The sequence below is a fragment of the Nocardioides sp. NPDC006303 genome (assembly GCF_040613175.1).
Lineage (GTDB): Bacteria > Actinomycetota > Actinomycetes > Propionibacteriales > Nocardioidaceae > Nocardioides.
In genome coordinates, this window is record NZ_JBEXRR010000026.1 from 1 (window position 1) to 18303 (window position 18303).

The 18303-nt window shown below is 69.6% G+C and carries 17 protein-coding genes; 3 read left to right on the forward strand and 14 right to left on the reverse strand.

What is annotated here, in order from left to right:
- Positions 1-120: 120 nt before the first annotated feature.
- The 9 genes from chvE to hemL form a co-directional block, all read right to left on the reverse strand.
- Entirely contained in the window at positions 121-1188 is a 1068-nt protein-coding gene (gene chvE, locus ABZY89_RS19065) for a multiple monosaccharide ABC transporter substrate-binding protein (RefSeq protein ID WP_355229702.1), read from the reverse strand.
- Between the two features lie 259 nt (positions 1189-1447).
- The gene (locus tag ABZY89_RS19070) at positions 1448-2068 is read right to left on the reverse strand and encodes a hypothetical protein (protein WP_355229704.1); all 621 of its coding nucleotides are present in this window, start codon (positions 2066-2068) and stop codon (positions 1448-1450) included.
- A 17-nt stretch (positions 2069-2085) separates the two neighbouring features.
- Positions 2086-2394 (reverse strand): DUF4229 domain-containing protein, encoded by a 309-nt coding sequence (locus ABZY89_RS19075; RefSeq protein WP_355229706.1) that lies wholly within the window; start codon positions 2392-2394, stop codon positions 2086-2088.
- Positions 2391-3392 (reverse strand): c-type cytochrome biogenesis protein CcsB, encoded by a 1002-nt coding sequence (ccsB, locus tag ABZY89_RS19080; protein ID WP_355229708.1) that lies wholly within the window; start codon positions 3390-3392, stop codon positions 2391-2393. Before ccsB ends, ABZY89_RS19075 begins: the two co-directional genes overlap by 4 nt.
- Positions 3389-4975 (reverse strand): cytochrome c biogenesis protein ResB, encoded by a 1587-nt coding sequence (locus ABZY89_RS19085; protein ID WP_355229709.1) that lies wholly within the window; start codon positions 4973-4975, stop codon positions 3389-3391. Before ABZY89_RS19085 ends, ccsB begins: the two co-directional genes overlap by 4 nt.
- A complete protein-coding gene (locus tag ABZY89_RS19090; RefSeq protein ID WP_355229711.1) occupies positions 4972-5730 on the reverse strand; it encodes a cytochrome c biogenesis CcdA family protein in 759 nt (252 codons plus the stop codon). Before ABZY89_RS19090 ends, ABZY89_RS19085 begins: the two co-directional genes overlap by 4 nt.
- The gene (locus ABZY89_RS19095; RefSeq protein ID WP_355229713.1) at positions 5727-6293 is read right to left on the reverse strand and encodes a TlpA disulfide reductase family protein; all 567 of its coding nucleotides are present in this window, start codon (positions 6291-6293) and stop codon (positions 5727-5729) included. The genes ABZY89_RS19090 and ABZY89_RS19095 overlap by 4 nt, the downstream gene beginning before the upstream one ends.
- Before the next feature lie 34 nt (positions 6294-6327).
- Entirely contained in the window at positions 6328-7005 is a 678-nt protein-coding gene (locus ABZY89_RS19100; protein ID WP_355229715.1) for a histidine phosphatase family protein, read from the reverse strand.
- Positions 7002-8327 carry a glutamate-1-semialdehyde 2,1-aminomutase gene (gene hemL / locus ABZY89_RS19105; protein WP_355229717.1) on the reverse strand — a complete coding sequence of 442 codons (1326 nt, stop codon included), beginning with the start codon at positions 8325-8327 and terminating at the stop codon, positions 7002-7004. Before hemL ends, ABZY89_RS19100 begins: the two co-directional genes overlap by 4 nt.
- 117 nt (positions 8328-8444) lie before the next feature.
- Here hemL and ABZY89_RS19110 point away from each other — a divergent pair, with 117 nt between their 5' ends.
- On the forward strand, positions 8445-9041 hold the full coding sequence (locus tag ABZY89_RS19110) for a TetR family transcriptional regulator C-terminal domain-containing protein (RefSeq protein ID WP_355229719.1): 597 nt from the start codon (positions 8445-8447) through the stop codon (positions 9039-9041).
- Positions 9042-9119: 78 nt separating this feature from the next.
- Positions 9120-11156 (forward strand): discoidin domain-containing protein, encoded by a 2037-nt coding sequence (locus ABZY89_RS19115; protein WP_355229721.1) that lies wholly within the window; start codon positions 9120-9122, stop codon positions 11154-11156.
- Between the two features lie 27 nt (positions 11157-11183).
- Here ABZY89_RS19115 and ABZY89_RS19120 read toward each other — a convergent pair whose 3' ends face one another.
- From ABZY89_RS19120 to ABZY89_RS19130, 3 genes are read right to left on the reverse strand one after another with little or no spacing between them, the layout of a single operon-like run.
- Positions 11184-12569 (reverse strand): GH1 family beta-glucosidase, encoded by a 1386-nt coding sequence (locus ABZY89_RS19120; RefSeq protein WP_355229722.1) that lies wholly within the window; start codon positions 12567-12569, stop codon positions 11184-11186.
- A gap of 10 nt (positions 12570-12579) precedes the next feature.
- Positions 12580-13827 (reverse strand): MFS transporter, encoded by a 1248-nt coding sequence (locus ABZY89_RS19125; RefSeq protein ID WP_355229724.1) that lies wholly within the window; start codon positions 13825-13827, stop codon positions 12580-12582.
- Positions 13814-15187: a GH1 family beta-glucosidase gene (locus tag ABZY89_RS19130; protein WP_355229726.1), complete on the reverse strand. Its 1374-nt coding sequence runs from the start codon at positions 15185-15187 to the stop codon at positions 13814-13816. The genes ABZY89_RS19125 and ABZY89_RS19130 overlap by 14 nt, the downstream gene beginning before the upstream one ends.
- 66 nt (positions 15188-15253) lie before the next feature.
- Between ABZY89_RS19130 and ABZY89_RS19135 the strand changes: the two genes are divergently transcribed.
- Positions 15254-15877 carry a TetR/AcrR family transcriptional regulator gene (locus tag ABZY89_RS19135; protein WP_355229728.1) on the forward strand — a complete coding sequence of 208 codons (624 nt, stop codon included), beginning with the start codon at positions 15254-15256 and terminating at the stop codon, positions 15875-15877.
- Here the strand turns inward: ABZY89_RS19135 and ABZY89_RS19140 are convergent.
- Both ABZY89_RS19140 and ABZY89_RS19145 read right to left on the reverse strand, forming a co-directional pair.
- Positions 15857-17053, reverse strand: coding sequence for an MFS transporter (locus ABZY89_RS19140; protein ID WP_355229730.1), 1197 nt, complete (start codon positions 17051-17053; stop codon positions 15857-15859). The genes ABZY89_RS19135 and ABZY89_RS19140 overlap by 21 nt on opposite strands.
- On the reverse strand, positions 17050-18258 hold the full coding sequence (locus tag ABZY89_RS19145) for an amino acid deaminase/aldolase (protein ID WP_355229732.1): 1209 nt from the start codon (positions 18256-18258) through the stop codon (positions 17050-17052). The genes ABZY89_RS19140 and ABZY89_RS19145 overlap by 4 nt, the downstream gene beginning before the upstream one ends.
- Between the last annotated feature and the right edge of the window lie 45 nt (positions 18259-18303).

Sequence of the window (18303 nt, forward strand, 5' to 3'; positions counted from 1 at the left end):
GTGCTCGGACTGCTCGGGCGTACGCCTGTGCTCGGGAACGTAGAGGGTCATCGCGGCTGCTCCTTCGTTGTTGCTGCAGCCCGGTCCGGAGGGACCCGGGCCCACGCCGCGTACGGGGTGCTACTTGATCTCGTCGGCGGTGTAGTAGTCGGAGTCGACGAGCACCTTGGTGACGTCGTCCTTGGTGACCACGACCGGGTCGAGGAGGTAGGACGGAACGACCTTCTTGCCGTTGTCGTAGGTCTCGGTGTCGTTGACCTCGGGCTCCTCGCCCGCACCGACGGCGACGATCATGTCGACGGTCACCTTCGCGAGCTCGCGGGTGTCCTTGAAGATCGTGGAGTACTGCTCACCGGCGTTGATCGACTTCACCGACTGCACCTCGGCGTCCTGACCGGTCACGACCGGGAGGTCGGCGGTGGTGTAGCCGTTGCCCTTGAGGGCGGCGATGATGCCGAGCGAGAGGCCGTCGTAGGGCGAGAGCACGCCCTGGACCTTCGTGGAGGCGTACGTCTTGGTGAGGATGTCCTCCATGCGCTTCTGCGCGGTGGCGGGGTCCCAGCGCAGGATCGCGGCCTGCTTGAAGTCCGTCTGGCCGGAGGGGATGACGATCTCGCCGGACTTGATCAGCGGCTCGAGCACCGACATGGCGCCGTCCCAGAAGAAGGTGGCGTTGTTGTCGTCCGGCGAACCACCGAAGAGCTCGACGTTGTAGGGGCCCTCGCCCTTGGCCTTCAGGCCCTCGACGAGCGAGGTCGCCTGCTGCACGCCGACCTGGAAGTTGTCGAAGGTCGAGTAGTAGTCGACGGCCTCGGTGTCGCGGATGAGGCGGTCGTAGCTGATCACCGGGATCTCCTGCGAGTCGGCGGTCTCGAGGACCTCGCCGAGCGCGGTGCCGTCGATGGCCGCGACCACCAGGACGTCGACGCCCTTGGTGACCATGTTCTCGACCTGGGAGACCTGGGTCGGGATGTCGTCCTCGGCGTACTGCAGGTCGACCTTGTAGCCCTCGGCCTCGAGCTGCTTCTTGATGTTGTTGCCGTCTGCGATCCAGCGCTCCGAGGACTTGGTCGGCATGGCTACACCGACGGTGCCCTTGTCGCCGCCCTCGCCGCCGTCGCCGCCGCCGCATGCCGCGAGGCCGAGCGCAAGCGCTGCCGCGGTGATCGTGGTGAGTACCTTGCGCACTTACCTGCTCCATTTCATCTACGGCCGCGTCGGTAGGCCTACGCGCCGCTGTCGGGGGGTGCCGGGAGATCGGCGCACGGGCCGGCTCCCAGGTGAGTCACATCACAGATGTGAACGCTCACATCGAGACAATGTGCCTCGTCATGTCCGAATGCGTCAAGTGCAGGACGACGATGTTTCCGACTCGTGACTTACGGGAGGCTCCGTTGATCATCTGGGCTACACAGCGGACTCACAGACAAGCCCGGAGGCCGTCCCGTCACAGATGACGTACGCCCACCAGTGCCCCGGCGCCGTCCGGCCAGGTGACCTGGATCGACTCCGCACCGTCGGCGTCGGAGCCGTCGACGACGCGCTTCACGACGATCGCGAAGCTGCCCGCGTCCACGCGGGTGTCGGCACCGTGGGAACGGATGGTGACGCCGTCGAAGTGCGGCACCGCGTTGCGCGACCACGAGCCGGTGCCGGTCGCGGTGACGACGCTCTCGCGGCGATCCACCAGGCGGCCCCGGTCGTAGACGTCCATCGGCTCCTGGGTCGCGCCGGTGAGCGCGGCCGTCAGCAGGGCCCGGACCGCCACCGCGTCGGCGGTGGCGTCGTAGACGTAGCGCGTGCCCAGCGCCGAGTGTTCGGTGGTCGCCATCAGGAAGTCCTCGGCGCCGTCGAGGGGCGCCTCACGGTAGGAGACCGGGAGGTGGACGACGGACTCGCCGACCTCGAGGAGCACGCACTCGATCCCGACCCGTCCGGCCGGGTCGTCGAAGCGGTAGGAGCCGATCGTGCCGGTCAGGTCACCCTCGCACCACGACCGGGTGGCGAGCCAGGCGCCGAAGATCTCTTTCTTCGTCGGGGTGAGCGTGGCCTTGTGAACGATCGACATGACCGTTATCTACCAGTTCAGGACACCTTGTGGCTATCGCCTTCGCCGTCCGAGGTGGTGTCGGTCTCGGAGTCGATCTCGGCGTCCTCCTTGGCACGAGCCGCTTCGACCGCCTTCGCGGCCCGCGTCTCGACCTTCTCGGCGAAAGCCCGCCGCTGCGGGTCGAGCACGAAGAAGGAGAGCACGCCGCTGATCACGAACGCCAGGATCACCGCGAAGAAGATGTCGACCTCGCCCGCGACGAGCGACCAGATGCCCGCCACGATGCCGAAGGTGGCGACCAGCGACAGCAGCCGCAGGCCGGTGTAGATCCAGAACTCTTTCATCGGGAGGCTCCCTCGGTGAGGTCGACGACCGCCGGGGCTGCGGGCGCAGCGTACGAGTGCTGCGAGGTCGAGGAGAAGTAGTTGATGCCGATGAAGTTGAACCACAGCGTGGCCAGCCCGATCAGCGCGACGATCGCGGCCTTCTTGCCCTTCCACCCGGCGGTCGCACGGGCGTGCAGGTAGCCGGCGTAGACGACCCAGGTGATGAACGCCCAGACCTCCTTGGGGTCCCAGTTCCAGTAGGAGCCCCAGGCCTCGTGGGCCCAGATCGGACCGGAGATCAGCACCCCGAAGGTCCACACCGGGAACGCGAAGGCATGGATCCGGTAGGAGACCCGGTCGAGGTTGTCGAGGTCGGGCACCCGCGCCAGCAGAGCGGCGTCGGGGAAGCGGTTCTTGAGGAGGTACGTCACCGAGGCGATGCCGCCCAGGGTGAACCCGCCGGTGGCGATGATGGCCGCGATGACGTGGATGACCAGCCAGTAGGAGTTGAGCGCCTCGGTCAGCGGCGCGACCGGCTCGTAGAGCCCGACCACGGCCAGCATCAGCACCACGACGGTGAAGCCGAGAACCCACGGCGCCATCCAGGACAGCTTGAGCCGCCGATAGAGAACGACGTACGCAGCGGCCACCACGAACGAGCCGGAGATCGTGAACTCGTACATGTTGCCCCACGGCACCCGGTTGGGGTCGGCGGCCATCCCACGGCCGACCAGCGCGATCAGATGACACGCGACCGCGATCGCGGTCAGGAACAGGCTGAGGCGTCCGAAGAGGGCGGCCCGCTGCTCACGTACGGCAGCGGCGGGGTTCGCCGGGGCGTCGGTCTCGTCGGCCGGGACACCGGCGCCGACGAGCTCCTTCTCCGCGACCGCGGCCCTGGCCCGCGACTGCCAGGCCGACCACTCGACCAGCGCGCAGAGCAGCGCCAGGAAATAGACGACGCCGGCGGCCGTGATGGCCTGGTTGCTGAGTACGCCCCAGGTGTGGTCAGTCATCGGTTCTCCTCCTGTGTCCGCGCGCCTCGTAAGGTCTCCGCAAGGCCGGCGACGACGGCAGCGGTGTCTCCACCGCCGGAGCGGTCGAGGGCGGCGATCTCGACCAGTGTGCGCCCATCGACTCGGCGGGCGCGAACCCACACCCGTCGCGAGCGGATGAAGAGGGACCCGAGGAGCCCCACGAGGGCGAGGGAGACGCCGAGGAGCGCCCACTCCTTGCCGGGCGACTTCGAGATCTGCACCCGGTTCCACTGCTGGACGTCGTCGAAGGAGATCGATCCCAGACCGTCGGGGAGCTCGGCCGTCTCCCCGAGGCGCAGGTTGAACGCCTTGCCGGTCTCGTCGGGCGACATCATGTTGGCCTTGGAGGTGTCGAGCGAGTAGACCGACTGCGGCCCGGCGTCGAGGTTGAGGTCGCCCCGGAAGCCCTGCAGCGAGAGCATCGCGTGCGAGCCGTCCCCGATGTCGCCCATCAGGTTGACCGGCTCACCGTCGACCGTGCCCTCGAACGGGTAGAACAACCCCTGGAAGCCGAGCTCCTCGGGCGAGGCGTACGGCGCCTTCACGACCCCGAAGGAGAGCAGGTTCTGGCTCTGCGGGAGGAAGATCGTCGGGCCGGAGTAGGCCACGTCGCCCTTGCCGTCGCGCACGGTGATCACCGGCGCATAGCCGTGGGCGAGCAGGAAGACGTCGGTGCTGCCGATGGTCAGCGGGTGGTTGACCCGGAGGTCATAGCTCTTCTCGTCGCTCGATCCGGCGGTGTAGCGGATCTTCGAGTTGAACCCGCGCGCGGTCCCGGCACCCGCTCCGGTGCTCAGCCACTCGGCCTTGAAGTCGTCGATCTTGAAGGTGAAGTCGTCGAGGTCCTCGGGAGCGAAGAGCGAGCCCGACTTGAAGTCGTCGTACTGCGACAGCTCGTTGGCGAAGCCGTACTCCTCCCCCACCAGCACGATCACGCCGCCCTTGTAGCCGAACAGGCTCCCGGTCGCGAACGCGACCAGCACGATGATCAGCGACATGTGGAAGATCAGGTTGCCGGCCTCGCGCAGATAGCCCTTCTCGGCCGAGACGGAGTCGCCGTCACCGTCTTTCCGGATGCGGTAGCCGCGCAGCTGCTTCCGCGCCGCGGCGAGCACCTCGGCGGGCTCCTCGTCGGTGACGTACGACGTGGAGTCGGGCAGCCGGGTCAGCTTGGCCGGCGTCACCGGCGGCTCGGCCCGCATGGCCCGCGCGTAGACGAGGCACCGCGGGATGATGCAGCCGACCAGCGAGACCATCAGCAGCAGGTAGATCGCCGCGAACCACGGCGTCGAGTAGACGTTGAAGAGCCCGAGCTTCTCGTAGATCGGCGTCAGCGTCGTGTGCGCCTCGCGCCACTGGTCCGCCTTGAGCGAGTCGACCCCGTCCTGCGGGATCAGCGACCCCGGGACGGCGGCGAGCGCGAGCAGCAGCAGCAGGATCAGTGCCGTACGCATCGAGGTCAGCTGGCGCCAGCCCCAGCGTGCCAGCTCGCGGGCGTTCAGCTCGCCCGGGCGGCGTACGCCTTCGTTCTTCTCCTGGTCGGGAGCGGACGTGGTGCTCACAGTGCGATTCCCTCCCAACGCTGGACGAGCTGGACCTGCAGCCACTGGACGCCGTTGTCCCACCAGCCGGTGAGCATGGCGATGCCGATCAGGATCATCAGCACGCCGCCGATGATTGTGATCGCGCGGGTGTGCCGGCGGAACCAGGTGAGCGCGACGGTGGCCTTGCGCCACATCACCGCGACGAGGATGAACGGGATGCCGAGCCCGAGCGCGTAGACCGCGAGCAGCAGGCCGCCGCGGGCGGCGGTGCCCTGGTCCCAGGCGAGCCCGGCGATGACGCCCAGCGTCGGCCCGGTGCACGGGGTCCAGGCCAGCCCGAAGAGGAAGCCGAGCAGCGGGGCCGCGGCCAGACCGACCGCCGGCACCTGGTGGAACTTCAGGTCGCGCTGCAGCAGCGGGATGAAGCCCATGAACGCGATCCCCATGATGATCGAGAGCACGCCGAGGACCTTGGTGCCGGTCTCCTGGAACGCGAGCAGCTTGTAGGCGATCCCGCCCACGGTGATGCCCATCAGGACGAAGACCACCGAGAAACCGGCGACGAAGAGCAGGGCGCCCGCGAGCATGCGGCCGCGGCGTACGTCACCGGAGGCGAGGTCGGCGCCGGACAGGCCGGTGGCATAGGAGAGGTAGCCCGGGAGCATCGGCAGCGTGCACGGCGAGACGAACGAGAGGAACCCGGCCAGCAGCGCGACCGGGATGGCCAGCATCAGCGACCCGCTCCCGGCGGTGCTCGCGAACCAGTCCGTCATGCGCTCTCCCCTGCCGTGGAGATGAGCTCGTCGAGCGTACGTGCCGAGGGGATCTCGCCGCGGATCAGCGCGGCCACGCGCCCCTCGGTGTCGAGGATCGCGGTGGCCGGGATGGCGCGCGGCGCCAGCGAGCCCTTCAGCGCGAGGACGGCGGCGCCGTCGGGCGAGTAGACCGACGGGTATTCCACGCCGTAGTGCCGCTCGAAGGCCAGACCCTGCGCGGCCGAGGCGTCGCGGGTGTTGAGCCCCACGAAGGCGACCTCGTCGCCCAGCTCCTCGTAGGCGGCCTGGAGCATCGGCATCTCCTTGCGGCACGGCGCGCAGCCGGTCCACCACACGTTGAGCACCGTGACCTTGCCCCGAGTGTCGGCGAGGTCGAACGGCTTGCCCTCGAGGGTCTCGCCGGCGAGCTCTACCGGCTCCCCGCGGTCGGCGACCGGGATCTCCTGGGTGCGGCCGTCACCGGAGATGTAGCCGGCTTCGTTCGTGCCGGTCTGCCCGCAGGCAGCAAGCAGCCCCACCATGACCACGGTGAGGAGAAGACCGCCAAACCTGTAACGCACGCCCAGGACTCTGCCTAACAAAACTGAGAGACTTCTAATCTTCCGAGTCGCCGGCCGAGAACGGCGCGTACTTGTCCTTCGCCGGCAGCATGTCGCCGGCCGGCTCTCCGTAGGAGAGCGCGACGAACTCGTCGTCGACGAAGTGCAGCGAGGTCAGGGAGCACAGCGCGCACTGGCGACGGCGCGGGTCGTGCAGGAAGCTGCGACCCTCGATGTGGAGCCGGGTGGTCCAGATCGGCAGCTGGTGGGAGACGATGACCGCCTCGTGGCCCTTCGCCAGGTCCCGGGCGTCGTGGATCGCGGCCATCATCCTGGCCACGATCTCCAGGTAGGGCTCGCCCCACGACGGCTTGAGCGGGTTGAGCAGCTTCGGCCAGACCTTGGGGTCCTTCAGCGGCCCCATGCCGTCCTTGAAGCTCTTGCCGACGAAGAGGTTCTCCGACTCGAGCACCCGCTCGTCGAGCGAGATGTCGACGCCGAGCGCCTTCGCCAGCGGCCCGGCGGTCTGCCGGGCGCGCTCGAGCGGGCTGGAGATGACGTGGGTGATGTCCTGCCCGCCGATCCGGTCGGCGACCCGCTCGGCCATCCGCAGGCCGAGGTCGGAGAGGTTGAACCCTGGCCGGCGCCCGTAGAGGATGCCCTCCGGGTTGTGCACCTCACCGTGGCGCAGCAGGTGGACCGTGGTCTCGATGCCATTTCCCTGGGACGTCATGCCTTCACCTTTACAGCAGCCTCGGCGGCGTACGGAAGCGCCTCCGTGATCTGGGAGATCGCCCGCTCGTCGTGGGCGGAGGAGAGGAACCACGCCTCGTAGGCGCTCGGCGGCAGGTAGACACCCTGGTCGAGCATGGCGTGGAAGAAGGCCTTGTACGCCGCCTCGTCGGTGGTCTTGGCCTCGTCGAAGTTGTGCACCGGCCTGTCGGTGAAGAAGACCGAGAACATCGTGCCGGTGGACTGGATGACGTACGGGAGACCGACCTTGGTGAAGCTCTCCTCGATCGCGGCCTTCACGACGTCGGCGGCCTTGGTGATGTGGTCGTAGACCTCGTCGGTCGCCAGCTTGAGGGTCGTGAGGCCGGCGGTGGTCGCGACCGGGTTCCCGGAGAGCGTGCCGGCCTGGTAGACCGGCCCGTCGGGGCTGAGCGAGCCCATCACGTCGGCGCGGCCGCCGAAGGCCGCCGCCGGGAAACCGCCGCCCATCACCTTGCCGAAGGTGACCAGGTCGGGCGTCCAGCCCTCGTGCTTGCCGTCCAGACCCCACTGCCCCTGCTTGCTGGCCCGGAACCCGGTCATCACCTCGTCGGAGATGAACAGAGCGCCGTTCTTCGTGCAGGTCTCGCTCAGGAACTCGTTGAACCCGGGCTCCGGCGGCACGACGCCCATGTTGCCCGGCGAGGCCTCGGTGATCAGGCAGGCCACCCGGCCGGCGTATTCCTCGAACGCCGCCGTCACTGCGGCTCGGTCGTTGTACGGCAGCACGACGGTGAGCTCAGTGCTGCTCTCCGGGACGCCCGGGGTGCCGGGGATCGCGTGGGTGACCAGCCCGGAGCCGGCGCTGGCGAGCAGCGAGTCGACATGGCCGTGGTAGTTGCCGGCGAACTTCAGGATCACGTCACGCCCGGTGAACCCTCGTGCCAGCCGAATGGCCGACATCGTCGCCTCGGTGCCGCTGCTCACGAACCGCACCTTCTCGACCGGCGCCCGCTCGACGATCGCCTCGGCGAGCTCGACCTCGGGCGTGGTCGGGGTGCCGTAGGACGTGCCACGCGTGACGGCCTCCAGGACCGCCGCCTGGACCTCCGGATGGGCGTGGCCCAGCAGCATCGGGCCCCAGGAGCAGATCAGGTCGACGTACTGGTTCCCGTCGACGTCGGTCAGCCACGCCCCCTTCGCCTCCCGGATGAAGCGCGGCGTCCCGCCCACCGCGTTGAAGGCGCGCACGGGCGAGTTCACGCCGCCCGGCGTCACGGCCTTCGCGCGGGCGAAGAGCGCTTCGGATGCCGCTGCGGACAGGGGTGAGATGTCGTGAGGCACCGGGTCATTCTTCATCAACCCCACCCGAATCCCCATTTCCGCCCGGCGCGACTCCTGGTCAACTGTCTTGGTCACGTACGCTGACGATATGCGCTTCTTGATGACGAGAGACCTCTGATGGCGCGCGTCTCGGCCGACGTACGCCGCGAACGCCTGGTCGAGGCCGCGATCCGGGTGATGGTCCGTGACGGCGTCGCCAAGACCACGACGCGCTCGATCGTGGCGGAGGCCGACATGCCGCTCGGGGCCTTCCACTACTGCTTCCGCTCCAAGCAGGAGCTGCTGGAGAACGTCATCGAGGCGATCACCGGGCACACGCTCAACCTGGCCCTGGTGGAGATGCGCGGCGAGGAGTCGTTCGAGGAGAAGCTCCAGGCGGCGCTCAGGGCGTACTGGCAGCACGTCATCGCCAACCCCGACGAGCACCAGGTGACCTATGAGCTGACGCAGTACGCCCTTCGTCAGCCGGGCCTGGCCACGGTCGCGCGCCGTCAGTACGAGACCTACCTCGAGGCCAACACCCAGGTCCTCACGGTGCTCGCGGAGTCCACCGGGGTGACGTGGGATCAGCCGATCCCGATGCTCGCGAGATACCTCACCGCCAACATCGACGGCCTCACCCTGCTGTTCCTCAACGAGGGCGACGCCGAGGCGGCCGGCGCCGCGCTCGACTTCGCCGCGGCGCACGTCGCCTCCATGGCCAGATCGGCGTAGTCACGGGTCTTTGGACCGTTGACCCGGTCATGCGACCAACTCTAGGATGCGGCGTACGTCACGCATCCTGGAGGCACTGTGAACGCCGTCCGCACGCTGCTCTGTCTGGTCCTCATCGGCTTCGTGGCGTTCGCCCCGCCAGGCTGGTCGTCGCCGCCGGACCAGTGGTGGGAGTCGGCCGACCGGCCGGCGCCCGACTCCCAGGTCAACGTCACCGGCAAGCCGTTCACCGGCACCGATGCCAAGGGTGACGTACGCGGCTTCGCCGACGTCCACAACCACCTGATGACCAACGAGGCGTTCGGGGGCGAGCTGGTCTGCGGCAAACCGTTCTCCGAGGCCGGGGTCGCCGACGCTCTCGAGGACTGCGCGGCGCACTACCCCGACGGCTCCGGCGCGCTGCTGGAGAACCTCACCGGCGCGGAGCCGGACGGCAAGCACGACCCGGTGGGCTGGCCGACCTTCAAGGACTGGCCGTCGTACCGCACGATGTCGCACCAGCAGAACTACTACGCCTGGCTGGAGCGGTCGTGGCGAGCCGGGCAGCGCGTCCTGGTCACCGACCTGACCAGCAACGGCGTGATCTGCTCGATCAACCCCAACCGGGATCGCGGCTGCGACGAGATGGAGTCGATCCGGCTGCAGGCGGAGAAGACCTACGACCTGCAGGACTTCGTCGACAGGATGTACGGCGGCGAGGGCAAGGGCTGGTTCCGGATCGTCACCGATCCCGCACAGGCCCGGCAGGTCATCGAGGACGGCAAGCTCGCCGTGATCCTCGGCGTCGAGACCTCCGAGCCGTTCGGCTGCAAGCAGGTCCTCGACATCGCCCAGTGCAGCAAGGCCGGCATCGACCAGGGCCTCGACGAGCTGCACGCCCTCGGCGTACGCAGCATGTTCCTGTGCCACAAGTTCGACAACGCGCTCTGCGGGGTGCGCTTCGACTCGGGCACGACCGGGACGATCATCAACGTCGGCCAGTTCCTGTCGACGGGCACCTTCTGGCGGACCGAGAAGTGCCGCGGGCCGCAGCACGACAACCCGATCGGCGACGCAGCGGTCCCCGAGATCGAGGAGAAGCTGCCCGCGGGCACCGAGGTGCCGACGTACGACGACGACGCCCAGTGCAACACCCGCGGCCTGTCCCGGCTCGGCGAGTACGCCATGCGCGGGATGATGCAGCGCGGCATGCTCGTCGAGCTCGACCACATGAGCGTGAAGGCCACCGGCCGCGCGCTCGACATCCTCGAGTCGGCCGACTACCCCGGTGTCATCTCCAGCCACAGCTGGGCCGACCTCGGCTGGGCCGAACGCGTCTACGGGCTCGGCGGCTTCATCGGTGAGTACATGTTCGGACCGGAGGAGTTCATCGGCGCCGCCGGGCGGACCGAGGCGCTGCGCACCGAGTACGACAAGGGCCTCGGTATCGGTAGCGACTTCAACGGCCTCGGCTCCCACCCCGCTCCCCTGGGTGCCGACGGACCCAGCCCGGTGACCTATCCGTTCCGCAGCATCGACGGCGGGTCGGTGATCGACAAGCAGGTCACCGGCGAGCGGGTCTGGGACGTCAACACCGATGGCGGAGCCCACGTCGGCCTGGTCCCGGACTGGATCGAGCAGATCCGCCGCCTCGGCGGCACGGAGGCCGTTCAAGACCTGATGGGCGGAGCCCAGTCCTACCTCGACACGTGGGGTGCCGCAGCCGACTACACGCTGCCGAGCAACCTCGCGGCCGGGTCGCGCGCCACGGCGAGCTCGTCGGAGTGGAGCGCCTTCACCAGCTTCGCGCCGGGCCGCGCCATCGACGGCGACACCGGCACCCGCTGGGCCAGCGACTGGAGCGACGACCAGTGGCTCGCCCTCGACCTGCGCAGCGAGCGGACCGTGGGCCGCGTGGTCGCCGACTGGGAGAGCGCCCATGCGGCGGCGTGGAAGGTCGAGGTCTCCTCGGACGGTACGACGTGGCGCACGGTGTGGTCGACCGACGCCGGGAAGGGCGGGGTCGAGACAGCCACCTTCGAGCCGACCACCGCCCGCTACGTACGCGTCCACGGCGTCAGCCGCGCCACCCGCTACGGCTACTCGCTGTGGGAGGTCGGCGTCTACGACCGCTGACCTGTCTTGGCTGGTCCCGCCCGCCGGTCAGCGGCGGGCGGCGATCAGCTCCTGGTACCAGCGGAACGAGTCCTTGGGAGTACGCCGTAGCGTGTCGTAGTCGACGTGCACGAGCCCGAAGCGCTCGGCGTACCCCTCCGCCCACTCGAAGTTGTCGAGCAGCGACCACGCGAAGTAGCCGCGTACGTCCACGCCCGCGGCGATGGCGTCGGCGACCGCCCGCAGGTGCGCGTCGTGGTAGTCGATCCGGCGCTGGTCGTGGACTCCGCCGTCGGCGGCGACGGTGTCGTGGAACGAGCAGCCGCTCTCGGTGACGTAGACCGGCGGCAGCGCGTCGGCGTACCGCTCGTGGAACTGGGTCAGGATCTCGGTGAGCCCGTCGGGGACGATCGCCCACCCGAAGTCGGTGGTGGGTACGCCGACGAGCTGGCGCGGCTCGAACGGAAGCCCCTCCGGCATGATCGCGCCCTCGAGCGCCGGGCCCTGGTCGCCGCCGGATCCGGGGGCGCCGACCAGCACCGGCTGGTAGTAGTTGATGCCGTACCAGTCGAGGGGCGCCGAGATCACCTTGAGGTCCTCCGCCACAGGCCCCGGCATCATCGAGGTGATCAGCTCGTCGGGATACTCGCCGCGCAGGATCGGGTCGGAGAACAGCCAGTTGGTCAGCGTGCCGAACATCTCGGCCGCCTCCCGGTCCTCGGCCGAGTCCGACGCCGGCCGGGCAGGCTGGTGGTTGGACGCGATGCCGATGTTGCTCGCTCCGGCCGCGCGCAGCGCGGAGACGGACAGGCCGTGGCCGAGCAGCAGGTGATGGGCCACCGGCAGCGCGTCGAAGCCGAGCGCCTGGCCGGGGGCGTGGGTGCCGAGCGCATGCCCGAACATCGTGACCACGACCGGCTCGTTCAGCGGCATCCACATCGAGACCCGGTCACCGAGGTGCTCGCCGACGATCGCGGCGTACTCGGCGAGTCGGAGCGAGGTGTCGCGGTTGAGCCAGCCGCCGGCGTCCTGCAGAGCCTGCGGCAGGTCCCAGTGATAGAGCGTCGCGGCCGGCTTGATGCCCGCCTCCAGCAGGCCGTCGACGAGCCGGTCGTAGAAGGCCAGCCCCTCGGCGTTGGCCGGCCCGGAGCCGGTCGGCTGGATCCGCGGCCAGGCGATCGAGAACCGGTAGGCGTCCACGCCGAGGTCCTTCATCAGCGCGATGTCCTCGGGGTAGCGGTGGTAGTGATCGCACGCGACCGCCCCGGTATCGCCGTTCTTGATCCGGCCCGGCTCTGCGCAGAACGTGTCCCAGATCGACGGCCCGCGGCCGCCCTCCTCGACGGCACCTTCGATCTGGTAGGACGCGGTGGAGACGCCGTACACGAAGTCGGCGGGGAGCTGCAGGCTGGGCAGGTCAGGGTGGGTGGTCACGAGTTGTCTCCTATCGAACGGACTTGATCCGGTAGACCAGGACGGCGCCGGTCAGCGTCACGCCGGCGGCGACGGCGTACAGGGTGGAGTAGCCGCCGAGCATGCTCACGATCGGCGCGGCCACGACGGGGGCGAGCACCTGCGGCAGCGAGTTGGCGATGTTGACGACGCCGAGGTCCTTGCCGCGGTCGATCGCCTCGGGGAGTACGTCGATCATCAGCGCGAGGTCGACCGAGGTGAACACGCCCATGCCGAGACCGAGGACGGCCACACCGATGATCGCGGCCGTCCAGGAGTGGAAGCCGGCCAGCGAGAGGGTGCCGGCAGCCATCACGACGCCGGCGACGGTCACGAAGATCCGGCGGCGGTCGAACCGGTCCGACAGCCATCCGCCGGCAACGACCGTGACCAGGAGAGCGAGGGAGTTGACCGCCGAGAGCAGGAAGACGCCGGCTTCGGGGTTCTCGTGCTGAACCGCGTCGTCGAGGTAGAAGAGCAGGTAGACCAGCCCGATCGAGAACCCGAGGTTCATCAGGAAGCGGGTGAGCCACGCCCAGGCGAAGTCGGGGTGCATACGAGGGCTGATCCAGAAGCCACGGAGGAACGTTCCCCACGAGAACGATGGCCGGTCGGCGGGGTCGAGGACCAGGTCGCGGCGCATCGCGACGTACGGCGCACTCGCGATGACCAGGAAGACCGCGCACGCGAGGTAGCCACCGACGATCCCGCCCGCAGCCGCCGCGAGCCCGGCGCCGACGACGGCGCCGACGGTCTGGGCGAGGCCGAGGAAGCCGCCGATGGTGCCGCGCTGCTGGTGCGGCGCATGGTCGGGTACGGCGGCGGTGATCGCCGCGAAGTTCGCGTTGAGGGCGATCTGGGCCAGGCACCAGCCGATGGTCACCACGACGAGGTTCGGCGCGAAGGCCAGCAGCACCAGGCTGGCCACACCTCCACAGATGCCGAGGACCGTCCACGGCAGTCGACGGCCGTAGCGCGACGTGGTCCGGTCCGAGAGCGCGCCGAAGACCGGGTTGGCCACCGTCGAGCAGAGCGCGCCGATGCCGACGACCCAGGCGAGCGCGGCCTCCTTGTCGTCACCGGCGAACCGCTCCGCCTGCATCCCGAGCAGGGTCAGGATCGGGCCGAACCATGCGGTGAACAGACCGACGTTGGCCAGCGAGATCGCGGCCACCCATGATTTGGGGGCGGGCTTGGCCGGCTCGTCCAGCGCCGACCGAGTGAGCTCAGAGCTGGTCACGTTGGGCGCCGATCAGCTGCTGATACCAGGAGTAGGAGTCCTTCGGCGTCCGCACCAGGGTGTCGTAGTCGATGTGCACGAGGCCGAAGCGCTGGGTGAAGCCATACGTCCACTCGAAGTTGTCGGTAGGCGACCAGACCCAGTAGCCACGGACGTCCGCGCCCTCCTCGATCGCCTGGTGTACGGCGCGCACATGCGCGTCGAGGTAGTCGATCCGGCCGTCGTCGTGGATCCTGCCGTCGGGACCGGGTTCCTCAGTGCCGGGCTGCGAGGTGCCGTTCTCGGTGACGATCAGTGGCGGCAGGCTCTCGCCGTAGCGCTCGGTCAGGGTCAGCAGGATCTCGCGCAGGCCGTCGGGGTTGATCTCGCCGCCGAGCCCGGTCTTGGGTCCGTCGACCTCGACCGCCCGGAACGGCATCTCCGCCGGGATCTCGTGCTCCTGGATCAACGACGGCTCACCGGTCGGGGCGGCAACTCGCTGCGGGCTGTAGTAGTTGACGCCGTAGAAGTCGAGCGGGGTCGAGATGACCTCGAGGTCTTCGGCGACCGGACCGGGCATCCCCTCGGCATACCCCTCAGGGTAGCGGCCGAGGAGGATCGGGTCGCCCCAGATCCAGTCGGTGAGGTCGGCGCTGAACGCAGCGGCGGCGAGGTCCTCCGGGCTGTCGGAGCCGGGCCAGGTCGGTGCGTGCGGGTTGGCGGTCCCGATGCTGCGGCCGCCGGCCGCACGGATCGCCTGGACGCTGAGCCCGTGGGCGAGCAGCTGGTGGTGGACGGTCGGCAGCGACTCGAAGAGCAGCTCCTGCCCGGGGGCGTAGCCGCCGATCGCGTAGCCGAGCAGCGAGAGCACCACCGGCTCGTTGAGCGGGATCCAGTACGCCGCACGGTCGGCCAGCCGCTCGGCCACGACCGCGGCGTACTCACCGAAGCGGAGCGCGGTGTCTCGGTTCATCCAGCCGCCGGCCTCCTCGATCGGCAGCGGGGTGTCCCAGTGGTAGAGCGTCGGCGCCGGCTTCAGACCGGCCGCCAGCATCTCGTCGACGACCCGGTCGTAGAAGTCCAGGCCCTTCGCGTTGACCTCGCCCGACCCGGTCGGCAGGATCCGCGGCCAGGCGATCGAGAATCGGTAGACGTCGGCGCCGAGGTCGCGGACCAGCGCGATGTCCTCGGGGTAGCGGTCATAGAAGCCGGCGCTGGTCGCCGGCGTCGACCCGTCGGCGATCCGCCCGGGATGCTCACAGAAAACGTCCCACGTGGACCGCCCCCGCCCGTCAGCGTCGAGCGCGCCCTCGGTCTGGTACGCCGAGGCGCCGACACCCCACTCGAAGCCAGCGGGGAATCGGGGCAGCGGCCGGGTCATGGCCTGACGATAACGCGAATACCGAATGGACGCTAGGTTTTCGTTCGGGCCACCTAGACTGCGAGCATGTCCAGCCGAGCCCGTGGCCCGTACGCCAAGTCCGCCGAGCAGCGGCGCCGGATCCTCGACGTGGCTCAGGACGTGTTCGGGCGCCGCGGCAGCCACGGAGCGTCGCTGCGTGAGATCGCGGACCTGGCCGGCATGAGCCAGGCCGGGGTGCTGCATCACTTCGGCTCGAAGACGGGCCTGCTGATGGCGGTGCTGGAGGAGCGTGACCAGGCCTCGCGCCAGCAGGCGGACACCGGCGCGACCTGGGACGAGCAGGCCGAGGTCGCGCGGAGCATGTTCGAGCGGGCCATCGCCGACCGCGGGCTGACCCAGCTGTTCACCACCGTCACCGCAGAGTCGATCGTGCCCGGCCACCCGGCCCACGACTTCACCGTCGCCCGCTACCGGCGTACCGCCGCCGAGTTCACCGCAGCGCTGACCGAGGCCGCACCGGACGAGCTCGAGCCGGACGCGGCACCCGCTACGGACCTGGAGGGCGTCGCGCGCCTGGTGATGGCGGCCATGGACGGCCTGCAGCTGCAGCACCTGCTCGACCCGGACGCGAACGTGCTCGGAGCCTTCGACATCCTGCTCGAAGCGCTACCTCTCCTCGCCCCGCGCTCACCCGGCTCGGCGGACTGACCGACGTTCATCGGGGGCGAATCGGGACGCCATCAGCAACAGGACCGGGCTCAGCAGCAGCGGCAGCACGAACATCGCGCGGTGGCTGACCTGTTCGGCGACGGTGGCGATGGCGACGGCGGCCACGAGGTAGCCGACGTAGTTGGACACATTGACCCGGGCGACGGCCTGACCGCCACCGTCGGCGTCGAGGTGGCCCGCCGCGACGAACGACAGCGGCGGGATCATCGCCAGTCCGGCGCCGAGGAGACCGAAGCCCGCGACCGCGACCCAGACCGACGGCGCGGCGACGACGAGCGCCATCGAGACGATCGCGACGAGCCCGCTGATGCGCACGGTCCGCACCGGCCCGATGCGGCGTACGACCTTGTCGCCGAACAGCCGGGTGACCAGCAGCACCGCCTGGTATGCCGTGAACGCCAGGGCCGCCGCGCTCTGCGTCGACGACAGGCCGTCGACCAGGTAGATGCCACCCCAGGCCGAGATCGACGAGTCGAGGAACCACATCACGAAGGTGGGTACGGCGAGCAGCAGGACCGGCAGCCACGGCACCTGCGGTGCGTGCGGCGGGTGGTCACCGGCGTCGACATGGCCGTCGATGGGGTCGACCACCAGCAGGTCGCCCAGCAGCGCGGCGTTGAGCGCGAGCCCGACCGCGCAGACGATCGCGAACGACAGCAGGAGCGACCAGCCCAGCTCCAGGGTCAGCGCCGCATAGCCGCCGCCGATGACCGCGCCGAGGCTCCACATGCCGTGGAAGCCGACCATGATGCTGCGGCCGTAGCGGTCCTCGATGCCGACGCCCTGCATGTTCATCGCCGCATCGATCTGACCGACGAAGAGCCCGTAGGCACACACCGCGACGACCAGGCCCGCGACACTGTCGGGGAGCGAGACCAGCAGCGTCGCCACCGACGCGCCGACGAGCGCGACCCTGAGGACCCTGGCGCTGCCGAAGCGCGCGGCGGCGTACCCGGTGATGACGCTGCCGACGACCGACGCGATCGCCACCCCGCCCAGCAGCAGGAGAACCTGGTAGTCGCTCAGGTCGTGCTCGGCCTTGATCGTGGGCAGCCGGGTGATCAGGGAAGCGAAGGTGAAGCCCTGGATCCCGAAGGCCGCGAAACAGGCCCGGCGGGCCGCACGTGGCGGCGCGGGGGTGGCGGTCGTGGTCACAGGAACGTCTTTCCTTCTCCTCGGTAGGTCGGGACGGCGTCGACGACGCTGCCGCCGTCGACGAGCACCAGCTCATCGACGTGTTCGCAGAGCTCGCCAGCCTTGGTGTGCCGGAACCACACCCGGTCGCCGATCCCGAGACGGGCGGCCGCGGCACCGGTCAGCGGCGTCTGCACCTCGCCCGCTCCCTCGGACGACACCAGGCCGAGGCCGCGCGGCCACACCGGGATCGGGAGCCGGTCCTTCCCGGCCGCGCCGGAAGCGATCCAGCCACCGCCGAGCACCGTCGCGTGGCGCGGTGAGGGGCGGCGTACGACCGACAGGACGAAGTACGCCGCAGGCTGGGGACGGAAGCGGGTGTAGTGGTCGAACTGGTGCGGAGCGAGCAGTCCGGACCCGGCGGCCACCTCGGTCACGGCGTCCTCGGCGACAGTCGTCTCGATGCTGCCGGTGCCGCCGCCGTTGACGAACTCCAGCGGCGCCACGCGTCGCACAGCGGCCACGGCGGCGGCCCGTCGTTCGGCCAGCTCGTCGACGGACCTCCGCTGCAGCGCACGGACGACGTGCTTGGACAGGCCCGGCTGGTTGTCGCCCATCCCCGCGATCTGGCCCTCGTACGCCATCACGCCGACCAGCTCGCAGCGCGGGTGCGCCACGACGGCCCGGGCGAGCGCGCCCGCCTGCTCGGGCGCGTGCACGGGCGAGCGCCGGGCGCCGAGGTGCACTCGGCCGGAGACCAGGCGGAGCGAGGCGTCGAGCTCGATGCAGATCCGGATCCGCGGACCGCTGGCGCCGGCCGCGGCGGCGATCAGCTCCAGATGCTCGACGCTGTCGATCATCAGGGTGACCCGAGAGGCCAGGAGGTCGTCGTCGGCGAGCCGCTGGATGGCGGCCGTGTCGGCGGTCGGGTAGCCGACCACGACGTCCTCGATCTCACGCGCCAGCCAGAGAGCCTCGGGCAGGGTGTAGGCGAGCACACCCTGGAAGCCCGGCATCGCCAGCGTGCTCCGGAGCAGGGCACGGCAGCGCACCGACTTGCTCGCGACACGGATCGGCTTGCCGCCGGCACGGCGCACCAGGTCGGCTGCGTTGGTGCGCAGTGCGGCCACGTCCACCACGGCGTACGGCGTGGGGAGGTCGGCGGTGGCGGCTTCGAGGTCTTCGAAGGAGGTGCGCGCCCGCGTCGGGACAGTGAGATCCAGCATTCATCGAGAATGGACCGCTCGACGGACTAGGTCAAGTGTCCAAGA